Raw genomic sequence first — 18301 nt, forward strand, 5'->3', positions numbered from 1 at the left:
TCGCCCCTTCTCTAAATAAACATGAAAAATTGATAACTAAGCATGAGCAGGGTTCAGAAAACCCTGCTCATAATGTCACACTTTTTATATTAAACAGTACAAGCCACACACTCTTCCACGCTTAACTTACGTGTTCTTGTATAGTACAGACTCTTTAAGCCTTTTTTATGTGCATAGATGTAGTAACGTGCTAACTCACGTGTTGAAATATCACTATTAACGTAAAGAATCGTACTAATTCCCTGGTCAATATGCTCCTGAATTTCTGCGATTAAATCAATTAATTTAAACTGATTCATGTCGTAAGAAGATTTATAGTACCAGAACGTATCTTTTGATAAATATGGCATTGGATAATATGTTGTCGCATTCGCATACGTTCTTGATTCGATTTGACTTACGATCGGCATTACGCTTGAAGTTGCATTTTGAACGTAACTGATAGATTGTGTAGGAGCGATAGCAAGACGATATGAATTATATAATCCATTCTTCTTCACTTGCTCTTTTAAACTTGTCCAATCTTCTTTTGTTGGAATATGAATTCCTTCAAATAATTGCTGAACTTTTTCAGTTACTGGGCTGTAATCTGTCGTTTCATACTTTTCAAAGTATGTGCCGTTCGCATAATCAGACTTATCGAAGTCTTTAAATGTTTCGCCTTTTTCTTTAGCGATTTCCATACTTTTCTCAATCGAGTAGTAATTTAACATCATAAAGAATGTACGAGCGAACTCTTTCGCTTCTGCACTTTCATATGCGATTTTATTTTTTGATAAATATCCGTGTAAATTCATTGCTCCAAGTCCAACTGAATGAAGCTCATCATTTGCTTTTTTCACAGTTGGCGCATTCGGAATGATCGTCATATCAGAAACAGCTGTTAAAGCTTCCATTCCCGCATGAACTGCTTCACGAATTTCTTTATTTTCCATTACATTTACGATATTTAACGATCCTAAGTTACAGTTAATATCACGACGGATAATGTCATCTGTACCGTAATCATTTATTTCAGAAGTTTCTTGAAGCTGGAAGATTTCTGTCTCGAATGTTCAACCGAGTTCGCTACTACTCAGTCCGTTGCTCATGCAACCGCTGTATGTCACCATACAGGACAGACTATATCATCACCTACAGCATTACCTGGTTAGGTGCTCCGCTTTTCGAACGCCAATCGCTTGCGCTCTACTCCCAAATGGGATAGTCGTTAGGCTTTTACTTATCTTAATCTTTCAGAAAGTCTCTTATTACTTTATGTTGTCCGATAACTCTGCTATACAAAATAATAAGATACATTCTGAAGTTTTATATTTTCATTCTAAGATAAGATTTAGCACGGTAGGTTACCTCAAACTTGAGGCTTTCCCCGTTTAACGGAGTTGTTCGACTAGCATTTCTACTAGAAGGTGCTACATATTTAACACAAGTTCGACATCTTCACAGTTCCAATATCCTTCAATGGATGCTGGTTATTTGCATTTGATTTAAACATTAAGTATGGGTAACCAGACTCAAGCTGAATCATAGCGATTTTAATCAGCATATCACGTGCACTAATATCTAGTGGCTTCTTCTTCACTTTCGGATTGCTCATTAATTCATCGTACATTTCATCAATATCTATATCATCTAAATGTTTTCCGTACTCTTTAAATACTGTATAAGGCGCGAAAACATGGAAAGGTTCGTTTTTCTCAGCAAGTTCAAAGAACTTACTTGGAACGATAATTCCGATTGATAGAGACTGAATACGACTCTTCTCATCGGCATTTATTTTTTTTGTATCAAGGAATTCAATAATATCCCAATGGAAAATGTTTAAGTATACAGCGCCGGCACCTTTTCGTTGGCCAAGTTGATTCGCATATGAAAACGAATCTTCAAGCAATTTCATAACAGGTACTACACCACTTGCGGCGTTATCAATACCTTTAATTTGCTCACCACGTGCGCGTAGCTTAGATAAGTTTAAAGCTACTCCACCACCGATTTTCGATAATTGCATTGCAGTATTAATGTTAAAGCCAATTGAATTTAAGCTATCGTCCATCTCTAACAAGAAACAAGACACCATTTCTCCTCTTCTGCTTCTTCCCGCATTTAAAAAGGTTGGTGTCGCTGGTTGGTAGTTTTGTTTTACAATCATGCTTGCGAAGTGTTTTGCCTTCGCAACATCACCGCGTCCTAAGTATAATGACACAATTGCTACACGATCTTCATAGCTTTCTAAGTATTGTTTTTGATCATTCGTTTTTAACGCATAATCTTTATAGAACTTAGATGCTGCCATATAAGATTGGAACTCGAAGTTTTCACCATAAGCGATGCTATATACTCCCTCTACTTCCTCCAAGCTATACTCGTCCAGAACGTTGTAATAGTAATCGTGTTCTTTCATATACTCCATTCGCTCTGCCACGCTATTAAAATGAACGGTATTCTCTCTAGCTTCTTCCATAAAGACTTCTAACGCCTCTTTATCTTTATGAAGCTGATAAAAACCGTCCTGCATTTGCGTGATTTCATTATTCAGTTCAATGTGTCGCAATCTCCCGCACCCTTTCTTTAAAATATTCTACATCATTATTTGTTCCAGATAACTCAAATTTTGATACAATAGGCACTTCATATTTAGTAGAAATTTTGTCAGCACTTGCACCGAACATGTCTCCCCAATTACGATTGCCGCTTGCAGATACGCCTTTTAATTTTTCATTATTGCGTTCTAAAAAGTCTAAAACACGTTCCGGTACATTGCCAAAACCTGTTGTATACGTAATAAGAATAAAGTCTTCATCTAATACTAGAGCTTCATCAATTTGAACGGCCGGCATATTTAATTTGTGGATGAAACGCTTCACGTTTCCTGTCATAGAATCATATGCAACTAACATTTCCGACCCTCCCTCTCCAATATATATTCTCTGTATGTCGTTTCTTGTTTTCTCTATATATTGTATTACGTTTCAAAATAAGACACAAGATATATGTATAAAATCTTTATTTTTTTAACTTTTACTTTTCGACATGATCATCGTTTTTTTTCAATACAAAGACTATGAAACAACATTCTAAAACTCATGTCAATAAAGTGCTTTTCAAAAAAGTTGTCAACGCATTTAACCTCATTTTAAAAAAGTTAACAATATTTTTTGTCATAAAACAGTAAATGCTGGAGGATTATATTTCTCCAGCATCACGCAAAAAAGAACAGACATTAAACGATAATCTGTTCTAAAAAACGATTACATTTATCAATTTTACTTTATTAAATATTATACATACTCTTTCGTTCCTCGTTACATACTAAAAGATAACTATTATAGAAAAAGATTATTATTATGGAACTTCAATTTATTTATGAAAAAAATTATTACGGGTGCTCAATACGCAAAATATCTTTTATAAATATATGATGTGGATTCTCATCTTTATCGAGCATTGTACATACAGGAGCTTCTTCATCAAAGTATACAATCATTCCTTCTACGTACTGATATGTATGTTGAACTTGTACAGTTACTTTAATTTCTATAGCCTCTTCATATGCTCTTTTTATTTTCTGAAGCATTTTTGCTGAACATTTTCGTTTCTCTGGATACATAACCATTCCCATAAACCTATTCCCAGCTCTATCTTTCCACATATAATCCCAATGTGGTAATATGCCTTGTTTAAAATCTCCCATAATTCTCCTCTCCTTTATCTTCTATTTATGAACGTGGTGTTTCTGAATATGTATAAATTACCTGTCCACCGCGCTGTGCGTTCCCGATAATATGTTTAAAATCTTCTCGACTTACAACAACTTCCCTGAACGTATAAAATACATCTTTCGTCGCAACATACTCCTTTATTTCACCATTTTTCAGCTGATCCAAAATTGCATTTGCTAATTGTTTATCCATGTATTTCACCTCTCTGCAATAGTTTATTTTATCGCATCTTCTATAGGTCGACAACGGTAAAATTATCCCGTTACTATTATTTAATTCACTTTCATTATTTTTATAGCTATATCACTTTATTATATTCGCACTAAATATCATATACTAACATAGCTACTTCTCTATATCAAACTTTTTGACGCTCTGTATAACAAAGTTCCAATCCACTGTTTGTTATTTTATTTTATGCTACAATATATGCATAGAACTAGGAGGGATACTATGATTCGGAAAGCAAAAAAGACAGATGCGATAGGAGTAGCACCTTTACTGTATAACGCTCTGCACGAAATTGCTGAAAAAATCACAGGTAGCACAGTTGAAGCAAAAGTGATACTAGGACTTGAAACATGGTTCGCAAAAGAAAATAATCGATTGAGCTATGAAAACTGTTTAGTGGCTGAACAAGATGGAAAGATAGTTGGGGTTATTGTCGTTTATCACGGTAGTGACGCTGAACAACTTGATGCACCAATCGTACACCACTTAAGAGAACTACATGAAGACGAATCCATTACGTTAGAAAAAGAAGCTGAACTTGATGAGTATTATATTGACACGTTGTCAGTTTCAAATATGTACAGTGGACGTGGCATTGGCTCTAAATTAATCGATGCAGCTGAACTTCATGCAACTGAAAAAGGTCATGAAAAAATCGCCTTACTTGTTAATTTAGAAAACAAACGCGCTTTTTCACTATATGAAAAACTTGGTTACAAAAAAGATAACATCGTTATGCTCGTTGGTGAACCGTATGCCCATCTAATAAAACCATTACGGTCATTAGTTTCTATATCTTAAAAGGACAATTCTTTTTGCTTGTTATGTAAAGAAAGAGGCTGCCAAAGGGACAGCCTCTTTTATGTTAAATTCGTATTTAATACATTTCCATCCATCGCCTCACGAAATGTATATGTTGTACATCCCCATGGCTTCCTATGGAAAATAGGCGAACCTGACCACCCCATTGCCCTCAGTTCAGTCCCAATCATCACATTAAAATAACTATGACCTACAAGAGCAATATGTCCGTGTACGAGCGCATAGCGGTGTAACATATTGGCAGCTTGCCTTGCTCTTTCTCGTACTTCCTTATAAGACTCAACATCCTTACTATAGGCAGCTATCCATAGTGTACGTCCAATAAACATCCATACATTAGGTTTACATTTCAACCATTTTGGAGCATAAAAACCTGTCGGAACTTCAGCTTCCCTAAAAAGAGGATTTTGCACAAAAGATAAAGAATCCGTTAATTCGGTTGCTGATTGCACAGCGCGCCTCTGATCACTCGTTACGACCAATTTCGCTGTTGTAATCGCCTCAATTGTTTCAATCGGTATATGAGCTTCTTTTACCGTAGTTCCTAAATCATATTGCTTTATCCATTCACGAAATGAAATAATTGTCATTGGCGCTATAGTACTGTCCAAACGACCATGACGAATAAAAGAAATTCGCATTCTTTCCACTCCCCATTCATCACTTACGAACTATATTATGTACTATTTCTTATTGCCATCATACCATGCATAAAAAGAAAGTTATATATCATTACATATCCCCACTACTATCATGCGTTATCGATGCTTGCACACCATCCAGTCCATCAAAATATGTAGTTGTTTCATGTTGACGCATTTTCTTCAACTGTATATAAGAAAATAAAAATAATAAAATCGCTATAAAGCTCCCCACAATTTCAAACATCATTTTACCGCCCCTAATTTCTCCTACTTTAGTAGGTCACTGTATCTTTTTCATTATACTCCCATATAAAGATGTATGCATTTTCATTATTCCTCTCCTAACAATACTTTTTCATATATTTTCTTACAAAAAGTGAATATTTTTTGAATTTTTACTTTGGAAACATTTACAAATTAGTAAATATAGTTCAAAATAAGAGGAAATAAAAAATCCCAAATTATTCTTTTTTGGGGAAAACTGTAACAAGGAGAGTTGCTTATGCAGATCGCAGAAACTGGAGATATCATTGAATTTAAAGGTGGAATGCAAGGCCGTGTTCAAAAAGTAAATCAAAATTCCGTTATTGTTGATTTAACAATTATGGAGAATTTTAGAGAACTAGATATGGAACCTCTTACAGTTGTAAGCCATAAAAACTATACTGTCATTAATCAACATGCATAATATAATAGAAAGAAAGGATCTGTATATCATACAGATCCTTTCTTTCTATATATATTAACGATTATCAACTGTTTCTGGATATAGATCGTGGTTCATCATACGGTAGTCTGCCATTTTCTCATACTTAGTTCCTGGGCGACCATAGTTACAGTAAGGATCGATTGAAATCCCACCACGTGGTGTAAATTTCCCCCATACCTCAATATAACGTGGATCCATTAATTTAATTAAATCATTCATAATAACGTTCATGCAATCTTCGTGGAAGTCACCATGATTTCGGAAGCTAAATAAATATAGCTTTAAAGATTTACTCTCTACCATTCTTTGTTCTGGAATGTAGCTAATATAAATTGTTGCAAAATCAGGTTGTCCTGTTTTCGGGCATAAACTTGTAAATTCAGGACAGTTGAATTTTACAAAGTAATCACGGTTTGGATGGTTATTATCAAATACCTCTAAAATTTCTGGGCTATATTCAAATAAATATTTTGTATTTTGATTTCCTAATAATGTTACATCTTTTAAATCTTCATCTAATCTTCCTGCCATTTTAAACATCCCTTCTCATTATACGCCTCGTTTATTTCCCCATACTAACGCATGAAGCTGTGGCAATACTTTCGCATCATTCATTTCTTTACAGTTCACAGCTTTTTCAATAAGCCACTCATACTTATCTAATAATTTTTTAATAAGCATTGCATCATCCACTGTTTTCGTATCATCATTTCCTACTTGTAAGAAAAATGATACATCTGGATAACGTCCATGCATCTTAACTGCATATTCAAAATCTTGATCATCGAATACTACTACTTTTAAACTAATATCTTTTCCTGCTAGTTTCTGAATAACATCATCTAACTTCTGAAAATCTGTTTTCATTGTTGAACTTGGTGGTTTTGGCGAAATCGTTACCTCATCAATTTGAAGTAACCAATCTTGCCATTTACTCCCTTGTGTTTCGATCGCCGTTCGCATCCCATTCTCTTTTAATATAGAAAGAAGCGACTCAATATTTTTCAATAAAACAGGATTTCCACCCGAAATCGTAACATGAGAGAAATTTTCTCCTCCAATTTCAACAAGCTCATTCCAAATGTCTACCGCTGACATTTGTCTAATTTGATCTTTTGCCGATCCGTCCCAAGTAAAAGCAGAATCACACCAAGCACAGCTATAGTCACAGCCAGCAGTTCGAATAAACATAGTCTTTTGCCCGACAACCATACCTTCTCCTTGAATAGTCGGACCGAATATTTCTAAGACAGGGATTTTACTCATCGAGCATCCACTCCCGTCTTACTTCCGCATAACTAGTCGGCGTCTCAAATAGACGAACGAATTCAACACGAGCTCCTTTATATTCGTTCACACGATTATCTTTCGTTAATGCTTCTGCCATCTTTTCATAAATCCAAACAACCATATTTTCAGCAGTCGTATTCATTGCTGGCAATGTTTCATTTAAATAACGATGATCTAAATATATTTCAATTTCGTTTTTCCAAATTTCTTTTATATCTCCAAAGTCAATTGCAAGGCCTATTTCATTTACATACCCGCTAATTCCAAATACAACTTTATATGTGTGACCATGTAAGTTTTTACATTTCCCTTCATAACAGTGTAAATGGTGTGCTGCATCAAATGTAAATTCCTTGCTGACCATTACTCTTTTATTATGATATTTGAGTTGTTTACGCTGAATATCCTCGTCCATTTTTTGTAAATTTTCTACGATGCGAAATCCAAAGAAATTATCCATTAGTTGTTCGCTCCTTCGCGTTCTTGTAAGTACGTATCTAATCCTGCTTTACGAAGTTGACATGCTGGACATTCACCGCAACCATCACCAATGATTCCGTTATAACATGTTAATGTTTTTTCTCTAACAAACTCAAATGCTCCAAGTTCATCTGATAATTTCCATGTCTCCGCTTTATCAATCCACATAAGTGGTGTATGAATAACAAACGGATAATCCATAGATAAATTTAATGTAACGTTTAATGATTTTACAAACACGTCTCGGCAATCTGGATAACCACTGAAATCAGTTTCACATACACCCGTTACAATATGACGTGCTCCAACTTGTTTGGCCAATACAGCAGCAAATGATAGGAATAGTAAATTTCGTCCATCTACAAATGTTGATGGCAATTCACCTTCTTCATGTGTAATCTCCATATCCGTTCTCGTTAACGCATTTGGAGCAAGTTGATTTAATAGACTCATATCTAGTACCGTATGTTTAATACCTAGCTCTTTCGCAATTTCTACTGCACAATCAATTTCTAACTTATGACGTTGATTGTAGTTAAACGTTACAGCTTCCACTTCTGCGAACTGCTCTATCGCCCAAAATAAACATGTTGTACTATCTTGTCCACCACTAAAAACAACTACCGCTTTTTCTTTTTTCATTTCACTCATTCTCCTTCTCTACTACGAATAAGAAGAAAGAACGTTCTTGAACTGTCACAATAAAAAAACAAAACAATACCTAAAGATATTGTTGTTTCCATAGTTTTTTATAGAGGGAGTTCGCGAACCTCTCCCATGCAGTGCATGGAATTTCTTCTTTCATTGACAAAGCTTATTGTAACATATTGTATACTATCAGAAAAAATTTCTGATTTTTCCGCTATTTCGCATTTCATTTCTTTCATTTTATAGTATGATTAATTTAATGTTAGAAGAGAGGAGGCATCCCACTGAAACTCTTTATTATTTACCTCTTTTTAAATATATTATCTATTCTCGTTACTATGCTCGTATATCATTTGTTTTGGAATCAGAAAGGGAAACGATCTCCTAAATTGAATTCAGCTATATTTATTGTATTGTGTTGCCTCGCTACCATACTATGTATCACTTTTGCAGCAAAAACAAATAACGGTTTTCAGTTCGACATGCGACATATCGTATTAATTGTCGGTACGTTAACGGGAGGGCCTATTGCTGGTGGTTCTATTTTAGCTGTATTAAACATTTATCGCTTTTTATTAGGAGGAATAGGTGCGTTTCCATCCTTTATCGCTTCTATTCTCCTATTTATTGTTCTACTATTAACATACAAACTTTTTAATCGAAGTTCTAATCATATAAAAATAACACTTGCTATTTTTTACAGTCTTACTTATGGATTTGGTTGGATACCATTTTTCCTTGCAAGTGTTACAAATGATGCAGATTATATACCACATATCATTGTGTACGAACTATGTACGATGATTGGCACGATCCTTATTTTATATTTACTACACATATTACAAACGCAAGTTCGTCTCCAAAATGAACTTATGAACGCTGAAAAATTTCATTTAATCGGCGAAATGGCGGCTTCCATCTCTCATGAAATTCGTAATCCTTTAACTTCAACGAAAGGATTTTTGCAACTTTTACAGTCAGATACGTGTTCTGAGAAGGAACGAAAATTATATATCGACATAGCCATTAATGGGATCGAACAAGCAAATCATGTTCTTACAGACTACTTAACTTTTGCAAAACCGAGTATTGAAAAAGAACAACAATTGCAAGTAGAAGATGAGTTACTTCATGCGTTATCTTTAATTACACCTCTTGCCAATTTAACAAATGTTCGTATACATTACATAAAACAAAGTACATCTTTCTTTATAGCTGGTGAAAGGCAAAAGCTGAACCAATGCTTATTAAATATTTTTAAAAACTGTATTGAGGCTATGCCTAACGGTGGTGACCTTATTCTTACATTAGTTCCAGACCATAAACATATACAATTGTATATAAAAGATACAGGCGTTGGTATGGATCCAGAACAAGTAAAACGCCTCGGATCACCCTTCTATTCGACGAAAGAAAAAGGGACCGGACTCGGGATGATGGTCGTCTTCAGTGTCATTCAAGCAATGAATGGAAAGATTGATATTATTAGTGAAAAAGGAACAGGTACAACATTTTTATTAACTTTCCCAATCATACAAAAAACGTGATGAAATTCATCACGTTTTTTCTGTTCCTTCAACTAATTCCGCAAAAGCTTTCACTTTTCCATGTGGTTTTTGATTCTCTTTCCGAGCTTTCCAAGCGCGCTCTTCTTCTTTCTTTTTCTTTGACATACTTTTCAACTCCTTTTCTCTTCTCCATGTAGTATTCCAAAATGAGAAAGAAAACTATGCATGAGTAAAAAAGGAAAAGAAGCGTTTCACCGCTTCTTTTCCTTTTTCCCACTATTTGAGCGCGGCCCGATTGGTAAAGAATAATAATCAGTGCGGGATGCCACCCAATGATTAAAGTTTCACTTTATCGCTGTAAAATTGCATGTTTTGCTTCTTTTAGCTGTGTAAGATGCCTTTGTTCGTGCAAATCCAGAAATTGAACCCATTGGTATAAATTCAAATCATTAAAAATAGGATGTTTCAATCCATTTTCAAATAATTCTTTTTCATCTATCACACTATGAAGTGCATGTAATAATTCTTGTCGTGAATGTTCTAGTAATTGAATTCCTTGCAGTTTTTTCATTAATGTTTCTGTTGGTTTCATTTGTTGAGGAGCTTCCCGTTTATATGTGCGATCAAGCGTAAGTTGGAGGTCTTTAAATGGAGCAAGCTTTCCTTCTTTTTTTTGCAAAGCATATACAAGGGCAGATGTGACAGACTGTTCAACTAAATGTAAATGATGCAAAATTTGAATAATACTCCATTTATCACGACGTGGCTTTACATTCACCTCAGTATCATTTAACATTTCAATTTCTGATAACAGCGTGCTTCGTGTAGACTGTAATGAGTGGACTAAAGTTTCTAAACTAACATCCATATTAGATTGAAGCATAATGCTTTCCCCCCTTTTGTTGGTGAAAAGAGGTGCTCCTTATTAGAAACACCTCTTAAATAATTCTGAATTTTCTTTTATTATCTCATCATTTTTCCATTATGTCGATGTTAAACATGTGAAAAAAAGCGCATGTTTTTTACAATTTTGTGTCGTCAACAGCACGTAACCACGCTTCAATTTCTGTAATTACACTTTTTACACAACCTTCAGCAAATGGTGATGTTAAATTTGCAACTTCTACTAATTCTAAGAATGATTTACTTCCACCTTGCTGACAAAGATTCACATAATCTTCCCAAGCCTCTTGTCTATTATCTCTTGCACGTTTCCAAAATTGCAGCGCACAAATTTGAGCTAACGTGTAGTCAATATAATAGAACGGTGAGCTATAAATGTGACCTTGACGTTGCCAGAAACCACCGCGCTCTAAATAATCATTATCTTCATAATCACGATGTGGTAAATATTTCTTCTCTATGTTACGCCATGCTGACTTACGTTCTGCTGGCGATGCTTCTGGATTCTCATATACATAATGTTGATATTCGTCTACAGATACACCGTACGGTAAAAATAGAAGTGCTGAACTTAAGTGTGAGAAATAATATTTTTCCGCATCTTCTTCAAAGAATAACTTCATCCATGGCCATGTAAAGAATTCCATACTCATCGAATGGATTTCACACGCTTCATATGTTGGCCAATTGTATTCTGGAATTTCATACTTACGACTTTCATATACTTGGAAAGCATGACCAGCTTCATGTGTTAGTACATCAATGTCACCAGACGTTCCATTAAAGTTTGAGAAAATGAATGGCGCTTTATAATTCTCAATATATGTACAGTATCCACCACCAGCTTTTCCTTTTTTCGCAACTAAATCTAATAAATCATTATCTAGCATGAAATTAAAAAATTCATCTGTTTCAGCTGATAATTCTTTATACATCGTTTTCCCGTGATTAATAATCCAATCCGCATCACCTTTTGGAGTTGGGTTACCTGTAGCAAACTCAAAGTTTTCATCATAATAAGCGAGCTTTTCTACACCAATGCGTGCTTTTTGTCTATTTCTTAACTCTGTTGCAACCGGAACGATATAATCTAATACTTGCTGGCGATAGTTCGCAACCATTTCTGCATTATAATCTGTACGATACATTCTCGCATATCCTAATTCAACAAAGTTTTTAAAACCAAGTGTTTTTGCAATTGTTGTTCTTACTTTAACAAGCTCATCATAAATACGGTCTAACTCTTCCTCATTCCCAGCTAAAAATCCGTAGTATGCTTCACTTGCTGCTTTACGTTCGCTTCTTTCTTTTCCTTGCATAAACGGAATAAGTTGTGATAACGTTCTTTCTTCTCCTGCAAAGTCAATTTTTGCAGATGCTAACAACTGTGTATATTGTGAAGACAATTTATTCTCTAATTGCAAATCTTTCACTACTTCATCTGAATATGTTTTTAAATCACATTCAGCTAGAGCAAATAATTGCTTTCCATAATACGCTTCTAATTCTTCACGGAATGGAGAATTCATTAACGCCTTATAATATTTTGTTCCGTAGCCTTGTACAACCGGGGAGTATTCATCAAAGAAATCTTGCTCTTCTTTATAAAAAGCATCTGTCGTATCAACAGAATGACGAATATAACAAAGATTACCCATTGTACCAAAATCATTTCGAATTTCATTGATTGAATTAATTACTTGTTTTTGTTCTTCAACCGTTTCTGCATTATCGAACTTTTCTAAAGCAACAGTAAACTTCTCTTTTAATTCTTCAATATTTGGCCGTTTATATTCATAGTCTTTAAATGACATGAACGCGCCCCCTCTCCATTATATGCATCATTACTATAATTCAATGCTTACTTACAAATATCCTCTTATTCTTCAGCAAAATACAGCCGATACTGTCATGATTACATGTAAACAAAAAAGCCTTGGATTTCTTTATCCAAAGCTCCTTTGGAACATATTATTACTTTTCATACTTGCCAATTTTTTTTAATAGATCAAGTAATTCATCCTTTTCATCTTTCGTTAACATTTCGAAAGACTGATGTATAACTTGCTCATGCCCAGGAAAAATAGAAGCAATAAAGCTCTCCCCAGACTCCGTTAATTGTGCATAAATAACACGTCTGTCATTCGGACACGGGATTCTCTTTACTAGTCCTTTTTTCTCTAGCTTATCTACAACGTATGTAATGCTGCCACTAGCTATTAAAATACGCTCACCGATTTGCTGAAGTGGTTGGCCTCCTTTATGATATAGTAGTTCTAATACAGCAAACTCAGTTGGATTTAATCCGTTACTTTGTATGGATTTATTTGTAGTATCCATAACAGAACGATGTACACGGGATAATGCAATAAATACTTTTAAAGATTGAGAAATATCTTCTCGCTCATTATTTGATGTCATACCATTTCAACCCTTCACTTAAATTCTCCGCAACAAAAAGAAAAGCAATGTAGTACTTCATTACAAATTCCAAATGAATATTCACTCATCCCTTTTCCTTTCCCTAATGTAATGCAAATGATTCTTGAATAAAAACATGACAATTTTAACATAGTTTATATATAATGATAATAAAAAAGAAGGAGTACCAAATTTGAAATTCAAATTACAAAGCATAGTTTTTTACATACTGCTTGTTATACTACCAACGATAGGGATCGGTGCCGCATTTTTTTCGTATCACACATATCAAATGAAACAGGAAAACAAACTATCTGCTCACACTGTTCTCTTTTTATATAGAGACTATTTAGACCATCACCTTGGTGAATCTATATCTGCCTTAGAAATGCTCGCAAAAGTCGTAGGGACCGAGACTGGAAACATCAATGGGATTAAACAGATTGTACATGATACGGATGGAAATGATGTACGTTTTTCCGGCCTATATTACGCTACGACAGATGGAATGATTACAATCGCATCCCAAGGCGATTCGCCGCCTATTGACGTTTCTGACCGCCAATACATTCAAGATGCATTGCAATCTAAGAAAACAACTGTATCATCAGTTATTACAGATCGCGTTCTTGGACATCAAGCTATTATGATTGCCTCTCCAATATTTAATAGACAAAAGGAACTCTCAGGCTTATTATTAGCGAGTTTACGTTTTGACTACATTTCAGCCTCTTTAAATGCTATTAAACCACAATATCATTTCGAAGTGACTGATAAACATGATGTAGTTTTTCTAACTGATGATAATAATGAAACAAGCGATGGGCATTCTAACATGCTCACTACCCCACTCCAAAGATTAAATTGGAAGGTCTCTGTTTCTCCGTTACCTATTCATCAACAAACTTTATATCAGTTAGTTTCAATAGAATGTACAGCTACTTTATTTTTACTGTCTATTTTATTTTTACTTGCTCAATATATGTTATTAAAACGTCAAACAAAACTAGAACGACAACAAAATGAAATGCAAAAAATTGAATTGGTTGGAACTTTTGCAGCTAGTACAGCCCATGAAATCCGTAACCCTCTTACTGGAATTAAAGGACTCGTTGCTCTGTTAAAAGAGAAATATAAAGATGACCAGGATCAGTTCTACTTTTCCATCATCGAACAAGAAATAGAACGGATTAATGAAATTGTAAGCGAATTTCTTATTCTTGGAAAGCCAACTGCCATCATTGAACAAACATATGATGTAAGAACGATTCTTAATGAGGTAGCATTAATTATTCAATCTGAGGCGAATCTACATAACATTGTATTTCATTTACATTTGCCAGACCACCCTGTTCATATACTTTGCTCAAAAGACCATATGAAACAAGTGGTTTTAAACATTACAAAAAATGCAATTGAAGCTATGGCTTCTGGTGATACATTAACCATTGTAGTAACAAACAATGAAAAACACGCACAACTGCAAATTATTGATACTGGAAAGGGAATTCCAAAACATATTCAAAAACACCTCTTTCATCCGTTCTTTACTAATAAAGATACTGGAACAGGTCTTGGGCTTGTCATATGTAAACGAATTGTAGAGATGTACAGCGGGCATATATTTATTGATAGTAAAGAAAATAAAGGAACGACAGTTCATATAGAGATTCCATTACACATAGTATAATTATCCTTATCCAAAAAGGATAGTTATACTTATTTCATAAAACCAGCCACAAGCATTCTCCAAAAATTGCTCGATTTTCCTTCATACCCAATTTGAAAAATAGGGACTTTTATAATTGAAAACCATTTCGGTGTTTGTTTTTCTTTGTAACTCTGATACTGTACGATAAGCTTGTCCAATTCTTGACTAACTTGAATGGTCTCCATACTGTTTAACCCACTTGTTAATCCTAAATGAATCATTTCTTCACGTTTCATATGAATATCATGCGAAAGCTTTTCTAATGTGTACTTCCTTTTTACAGTAAACATCCATATCCCCCTTATTATTCTTCCATGCTCTAAACGTCTCTTCTACTTTATTCCTTTAAACATTTAATCCTATTTGAAGAATCAGAAAATTTAACATTTTCCCCCTGAAATTTACAAATCTTTACCCTCACTTTGAGAATTATTACAAATTATTCTATCTTTGTAAATACATTCGCAATAATAGACATTTTTTTCATCTTCTTTTTTGTAAATACTCAGTAAACAGTGGGTTCTCTATTTTCAATGTACTTTTCTTCGACATTTTTTGTTTAATTTATGTAAAAACGTAAAACATAATGATGATTGATAAAGTGAAACTTTAATCAGTGCGGATTTTGCTCCCCCTACTGATTATTAGCTCTCACCAATCGGGCGTTTACCGGCAGTTGATCTCCCACCTAACTTCTTGCTCTAGCCGAATTTTGAGGTGGGAATCTTACTGCCCGCAAATAGCGGGATAAAATAGAAAGGAACTATTTAAATGCGCAAATATACTATTACATTTCTCGTCTTCACCCTGTTCATACCCTTCTTCCTATTTCCAATTCAAGCAAACGCTCATACAAATAAAGTTGCTATTGTCATCGATGATTTCGGCAATAATATGAAGGGAACTGATAGGATGTTATCACTTCCTATTCCACTCACTATTGCTGTTATGCCATTTCTTCCTTCTACTAAACAAGATGCAATAGCTGCCCATAAAAAAGGGCATGAAGTTATTATACATATGCCCATGGAGCCAATTAGAGGAAAAAAAGAGTGGCTTGGACCAAAAGCGATTACAACAGATTTAAGCGATGAAGAAATAAACAACCGACTCGAACAAGCAATTCAAGAAGTACCTCATGCGATAGGAATGAACAATCATATGGGATCAAAAGTAACCGCCGATGAAAGGATTGTACGTCTTATACTTTCTGCCTGTAAAAAACACGGTTTATTTTATTTAGATAGTAAAACAAATCCTAATAGTGTTGTCCCAAAAATCGGTAAAGAATTAGGGGTGCCTATCATTGAAAATCAATTATTTTTTGATGATGTATATACGGCAAGTCATATTTCAAGACAAGCCCAATTACTCATCAAAAAAATCCAAGAAAAACCAATCATGGTAGCTATCGGGCACGTTGGTCCTCCAGGTGAAATTACATCACGTGTTATTGAAACTTCTATTCCTAAAGTTCGGGAACATGCAGACTTCATTTTTTTATCTGATTTAGTATTATCTCCACCTCCTGTTTCAAAATAAGATTCATTTCTCGTACTAAAAAAGGTACCTATCTACATATAGCAGATAGGTACCTTTTTAACTTAAATATGATCTACATGACTCACCCTAAATCCCTTTTTCTCTATCTTTTCAATTAATTGCTTTAATTTTTTTTCATTTAACTCATCTGATATATTTACGATAATACGGCGAATATATTGATCACCATTATCAAGTGTAAACAGTCCACCTATATTGTATGCCTTTAACAATGTCCCCAGCTCTTTAATTGTCCCCTTACAATCTTGTGTTGCAATTGTTAATATATAACCACCCGTCCGCATACCGAACGAATCTTCAATAACATCAAATACATTAGAATGTGTTAAAATACCGACAAATTCATTATATTCATTTAAAACCGCTAAAAACGGGAGACGACGAATCACGTAAAAAGCTCTAAAAAAAGAATCCTTTTCAAAAATAAACGAATTTGGATCTTCCAGCACATCTCCTGTACTTACATGCTCTAATCCGCTATTACACTTCTTCTCTAAAAGATCTACTTTATAAATGATCCCCGTGAATTCCTTCTCATCTTCTGCTAATACGGGGATTGCCCGAAATCCCGTTTCATTCATAATTTGCAAAGCCTTTTCACCAGAATCATTCGTTTTACAAAATGTCACCTGCTGTTTTGGCAGAAAATGATATTTAACTCGCAAAATATGTTCCTCCTTACATGTCAACATGTAATCTATATATAATAAGGAGACCTATATTTTATGAGTGAAATTTACTTTTAAAACGCTTTCATTTTTATAGAATGGTAACCACTGTGAATACACCTTTATATAACAGAACTTTTTGCCCCTTTTATCATTAAAAGCTTTACGTGATAGTTCATTAAATATTCTATACCTTCCAACCATTTTTTCGCTTCTTCTGGTGATTTTCCCCACACGAGCATTCCGTAATTATGAACAAGGACTACTCCTCCACCTTCAGTAAAATTCGGAACATTACTTTCCAATAAATCAGCGAATTTTTTTTCATCTTCTACAATTGGAATTGTCATTTCTGTAATGCCTTCTTTGCCAAAAACACGTTCCACGCTGCGTTTTTCGAATGTTACTTCTCCTTCTTTCCCATATAGCTCTGACATTAAATGACTATCTACAGTCTGTACCTGTAAAATGCATTCTGCACTGCTTTTTTTATAAATATCCGCATGCATAAACGACTCTGAAGCTGGTTTTTCTTCGTTTTCAAATACTGGCTCACACATACAATTTACTACAATAAAGTCTTCTTCAGAAAATACTCCTTTATCTCTTCCCTCTACATTTACCAAAAATGTTAATGGCTCTTTTGACGTACACATCGATAAACTAATTTTTGTACCATAAAACCAATCGCGAAGTGCCAGTTCTGCCTTCACATCTTTTAATTCGTTCCATTTCTTCAGAAAAAATAACATTTCGTCACCCCCGGCGTAATATTAATATAATGTTCGAATCCTTTCTATGTAAAAGGAATGTTTTTTGATTATTCTAAAAATTTAATTGAATTATCACACGAGAATGCCTTTTTGTCAATATGGTTTCAGCACCTATCGGAAAAATAGACATATCACCTATAAGCACTCCTGTCTATTTCTCACTTGATTTTGTACATATAAAAAATACGTTATTCTTCTTATTAAAGAATAA

General features: G+C 34.4%; 22 protein-coding genes, 1 pseudogene and 1 riboswitch. Of the genes and pseudogenes, 5 read left to right on the plus strand and 18 right to left on the minus strand.

Going from position 1 to position 18301, the window contains the following annotated elements; all coding sequences use genetic code 11:
* Positions 1-89: 89 nt before the first annotated feature.
* The 5 genes and pseudogenes from SJY24_RS23570 to SJY24_RS23590 form a co-directional block, all read right to left on the minus strand.
* A complete protein-coding gene (locus SJY24_RS23570) occupies positions 90-1040 on the minus strand; it encodes a ribonucleotide reductase large subunit (RefSeq protein WP_306295567.1) in 951 nt (316 codons plus the stop codon).
* 383 nt (positions 1041-1423) lie between these two features.
* Positions 1424-2551 (minus strand): annotated as a pseudogene (locus tag SJY24_RS23575) (ribonucleotide reductase N-terminal alpha domain-containing protein); the annotation flags it as partial.
* Complete coding sequence (gene nrdI, locus SJY24_RS23580; RefSeq protein WP_000959445.1) at positions 2538-2897, minus strand: class Ib ribonucleoside-diphosphate reductase assembly flavoprotein NrdI; 360 nt, start codon at positions 2895-2897, stop codon at positions 2538-2540. The pseudogene SJY24_RS23575 and the gene nrdI, both read right to left, overlap by 14 nt.
* Before the next feature lie 479 nt (positions 2898-3376).
* Entirely contained in the window at positions 3377-3691 is a 315-nt protein-coding gene (locus tag SJY24_RS23585) for a hypothetical protein (protein ID WP_377866372.1), read from the minus strand.
* A 25-nt stretch (positions 3692-3716) separates the two neighbouring features.
* On the minus strand, positions 3717-3911 hold the full coding sequence (locus tag SJY24_RS23590; protein WP_000360788.1) for a hypothetical protein: 195 nt from the start codon (positions 3909-3911) through the stop codon (positions 3717-3719).
* A 261-nt stretch (positions 3912-4172) separates the two neighbouring features.
* Between SJY24_RS23590 and SJY24_RS23595 the strand changes: the two genes are divergently transcribed.
* Positions 4173-4751 (plus strand): GNAT family N-acetyltransferase, encoded by a 579-nt coding sequence (locus SJY24_RS23595; RefSeq protein WP_377866373.1) that lies wholly within the window; start codon positions 4173-4175, stop codon positions 4749-4751.
* Positions 4752-4810: 59 nt separating this feature from the next.
* Here the strand turns inward: SJY24_RS23595 and SJY24_RS23600 are convergent, their stop codons facing one another.
* Together SJY24_RS23600 and SJY24_RS23605 are read right to left on the minus strand one after the other, a co-directional pair.
* Positions 4811-5413 (minus strand): histidine phosphatase family protein, encoded by a 603-nt coding sequence (locus SJY24_RS23600; RefSeq protein WP_377866374.1) that lies wholly within the window; start codon positions 5411-5413, stop codon positions 4811-4813.
* A gap of 91 nt (positions 5414-5504) precedes the next feature.
* Positions 5505-5663: a hypothetical protein gene (locus tag SJY24_RS23605; protein WP_377866375.1), complete on the minus strand. Its 159-nt coding sequence runs from the start codon at positions 5661-5663 to the stop codon at positions 5505-5507.
* 255 nt (positions 5664-5918) lie between these two features.
* Here SJY24_RS23605 and SJY24_RS23610 point away from each other — a divergent pair, with 255 nt between their 5' ends.
* On the plus strand, positions 5919-6104 hold the full coding sequence (locus SJY24_RS23610) for a YkvS family protein (protein ID WP_001165083.1): 186 nt from the start codon (positions 5919-5921) through the stop codon (positions 6102-6104).
* A 54-nt stretch (positions 6105-6158) separates the two neighbouring features.
* Here SJY24_RS23610 and queF read toward each other — a convergent pair whose 3' ends face one another.
* Genes queF through queC form a run of 4 tightly spaced genes read right to left on the minus strand, consistent with a single transcriptional unit; the run spans position 6159 to position 8537 of the window.
* On the minus strand, positions 6159-6656 hold the full coding sequence (queF, locus tag SJY24_RS23615) for a preQ(1) synthase (RefSeq protein WP_000918893.1): 498 nt from the start codon (positions 6654-6656) through the stop codon (positions 6159-6161).
* A gap of 18 nt (positions 6657-6674) precedes the next feature.
* Entirely contained in the window at positions 6675-7391 is a 717-nt protein-coding gene (gene queE / locus SJY24_RS23620) for a 7-carboxy-7-deazaguanine synthase QueE (RefSeq protein WP_377866376.1), read from the minus strand.
* A complete protein-coding gene (queD, locus tag SJY24_RS23625; protein ID WP_097810148.1) occupies positions 7384-7875 on the minus strand; it encodes a 6-carboxytetrahydropterin synthase QueD in 492 nt (163 codons plus the stop codon). Before queD ends, queE begins: the two co-directional genes overlap by 8 nt.
* Complete coding sequence (gene queC / locus SJY24_RS23630) at positions 7875-8537, minus strand: 7-cyano-7-deazaguanine synthase QueC (protein ID WP_227077966.1); 663 nt, start codon at positions 8535-8537, stop codon at positions 7875-7877. Before queC ends, queD begins: the two co-directional genes overlap by 1 nt.
* Positions 8538-8630: 93 nt before the next feature.
* Positions 8631-8674, minus strand: a riboswitch (PreQ1 riboswitch).
* Between the two features lie 207 nt (positions 8675-8881).
* Between queC and SJY24_RS23635 the strand changes: the two genes are divergently transcribed.
* Entirely contained in the window at positions 8882-10090 is a 1209-nt protein-coding gene (locus SJY24_RS23635; protein ID WP_377866377.1) for an ATP-binding protein, read from the plus strand.
* A gap of 9 nt (positions 10091-10099) precedes the next feature.
* Here SJY24_RS23635 and SJY24_RS23640 read toward each other — a convergent pair whose 3' ends face one another.
* The 4 genes from SJY24_RS23640 to SJY24_RS23655 form a co-directional block, all read right to left on the minus strand.
* Positions 10100-10216, minus strand: coding sequence for a DUF6254 family protein (locus SJY24_RS23640; protein WP_000038254.1), 117 nt, complete (start codon positions 10214-10216; stop codon positions 10100-10102).
* A gap of 184 nt (positions 10217-10400) precedes the next feature.
* Positions 10401-10934: a DinB family protein gene (locus tag SJY24_RS23645; protein WP_377866378.1), complete on the minus strand. Its 534-nt coding sequence runs from the start codon at positions 10932-10934 to the stop codon at positions 10401-10403.
* A 139-nt stretch (positions 10935-11073) separates the two neighbouring features.
* Positions 11074-12768 (minus strand): M3 family oligoendopeptidase, encoded by a 1695-nt coding sequence (locus SJY24_RS23650; protein WP_377866379.1) that lies wholly within the window; start codon positions 12766-12768, stop codon positions 11074-11076.
* Positions 12769-12928: 160 nt separating this feature from the next.
* Positions 12929-13375 (minus strand): MarR family winged helix-turn-helix transcriptional regulator, encoded by a 447-nt coding sequence (locus SJY24_RS23655; RefSeq protein WP_000203343.1) that lies wholly within the window; start codon positions 13373-13375, stop codon positions 12929-12931.
* Positions 13376-13568: 193 nt separating this feature from the next.
* Here SJY24_RS23655 and SJY24_RS23660 point away from each other — a divergent pair, with 193 nt between their 5' ends.
* A complete protein-coding gene (locus tag SJY24_RS23660; protein WP_377866380.1) occupies positions 13569-15065 on the plus strand; it encodes a DUF3149 domain-containing protein in 1497 nt (498 codons plus the stop codon).
* Between the two features lie 29 nt (positions 15066-15094).
* Here the strand turns inward: SJY24_RS23660 and SJY24_RS23665 are convergent, their stop codons facing one another.
* A complete protein-coding gene (locus SJY24_RS23665) occupies positions 15095-15376 on the minus strand; it encodes a Spo0E family sporulation regulatory protein-aspartic acid phosphatase (protein ID WP_377866381.1) in 282 nt (93 codons plus the stop codon).
* A gap of 481 nt (positions 15377-15857) precedes the next feature.
* Here SJY24_RS23665 and SJY24_RS23670 point away from each other — a divergent pair, with 481 nt between their 5' ends.
* A complete protein-coding gene (locus SJY24_RS23670; protein ID WP_377866382.1) occupies positions 15858-16628 on the plus strand; it encodes a divergent polysaccharide deacetylase family protein in 771 nt (256 codons plus the stop codon).
* A 62-nt stretch (positions 16629-16690) separates the two neighbouring features.
* Here SJY24_RS23670 and cbpA read toward each other — a convergent pair whose 3' ends face one another.
* Positions 16691-17314 carry a cyclic di-AMP binding protein CbpA gene (cbpA, locus tag SJY24_RS23675; RefSeq protein ID WP_377866383.1) on the minus strand — a complete coding sequence of 208 codons (624 nt, stop codon included), beginning with the start codon at positions 17312-17314 and terminating at the stop codon, positions 16691-16693.
* Positions 17315-17439: 125 nt separating this feature from the next.
* Entirely contained in the window at positions 17440-18069 is a 630-nt protein-coding gene (locus SJY24_RS23680) for a class II aldolase/adducin family protein (protein WP_377866384.1), read from the minus strand.
* Between the last annotated feature and the right edge of the window lie 232 nt (positions 18070-18301).

This window comes from Bacillus sp. R86525, assembly GCF_042466195.1.
GTDB lineage: Bacteria > Bacillota > Bacilli > Bacillales > Bacillaceae_G > Bacillus_A > Bacillus_A nitratireducens.

Bases quoted from the DNA above. Each gene is read 5' to 3' on its own strand.
- nrdI (WP_000959445.1), bottom strand. From the start codon at position 2,897: ATGTTAGTTGCATATGATTCTATGACAGGAAACGTGAAGCGTTTCATC.
- SJY24_RS23585 (WP_377866372.1), bottom strand. From the start codon at position 3,691: ATGGGAGATTTTAAACAAGGCATATTACCACATTGGGATTATATGTGG.
- SJY24_RS23590 (WP_000360788.1), bottom strand. From the start codon at position 3,911: ATGGATAAACAATTAGCAAATGCAATTTTGGATCAGCTGAAAAATGGT.
- SJY24_RS23595 (WP_377866373.1), top strand. From the start codon at position 4,173: ATGATTCGGAAAGCAAAAAAGACAGATGCGATAGGAGTAGCACCTTTA.
- SJY24_RS23600 (WP_377866374.1), bottom strand. From the start codon at position 5,413: ATGCGAATTTCTTTTATTCGTCATGGTCGTTTGGACAGTACTATAGCG.
- SJY24_RS23605 (WP_377866375.1), bottom strand. From the start codon at position 5,663: ATGATGTTTGAAATTGTGGGGAGCTTTATAGCGATTTTATTATTTTTA.
- SJY24_RS23610 (WP_001165083.1), top strand. From the start codon at position 5,919: ATGCAGATCGCAGAAACTGGAGATATCATTGAATTTAAAGGTGGAATG.
- queF (WP_000918893.1), bottom strand. From the start codon at position 6,656: ATGGCAGGAAGATTAGATGAAGATTTAAAAGATGTAACATTATTAGGA.
- queE (WP_377866376.1), bottom strand. From the start codon at position 7,391: ATGAGTAAAATCCCTGTCTTAGAAATATTCGGTCCGACTATTCAAGGA.
- queD (WP_097810148.1), bottom strand. From the start codon at position 7,875: ATGGATAATTTCTTTGGATTTCGCATCGTAGAAAATTTACAAAAAATG.
- queC (WP_227077966.1), bottom strand. From the start codon at position 8,537: ATGAAAAAAGAAAAAGCGGTAGTTGTTTTTAGTGGTGGACAAGATAGT.
- SJY24_RS23635 (WP_377866377.1), top strand. From the start codon at position 8,882: ATGCTCGTATATCATTTGTTTTGGAATCAGAAAGGGAAACGATCTCCT.
- SJY24_RS23640 (WP_000038254.1), bottom strand. From the start codon at position 10,216: ATGTCAAAGAAAAAGAAAGAAGAAGAGCGCGCTTGGAAAGCTCGGAAA.
- SJY24_RS23645 (WP_377866378.1), bottom strand. From the start codon at position 10,934: ATGCTTCAATCTAATATGGATGTTAGTTTAGAAACTTTAGTCCACTCA.
- SJY24_RS23650 (WP_377866379.1), bottom strand. From the start codon at position 12,768: ATGTCATTTAAAGACTATGAATATAAACGGCCAAATATTGAAGAATTA.
- SJY24_RS23655 (WP_000203343.1), bottom strand. From the start codon at position 13,375: ATGACATCAAATAATGAGCGAGAAGATATTTCTCAATCTTTAAAAGTA.
- SJY24_RS23665 (WP_377866381.1), bottom strand. From the start codon at position 15,376: ATGTTTACTGTAAAAAGGAAGTACACATTAGAAAAGCTTTCGCATGAT.
- SJY24_RS23670 (WP_377866382.1), top strand. From the start codon at position 15,858: ATGCGCAAATATACTATTACATTTCTCGTCTTCACCCTGTTCATACCC.
- SJY24_RS23680 (WP_377866384.1), bottom strand. From the start codon at position 18,069: ATGTTATTTTTTCTGAAGAAATGGAACGAATTAAAAGATGTGAAGGCA.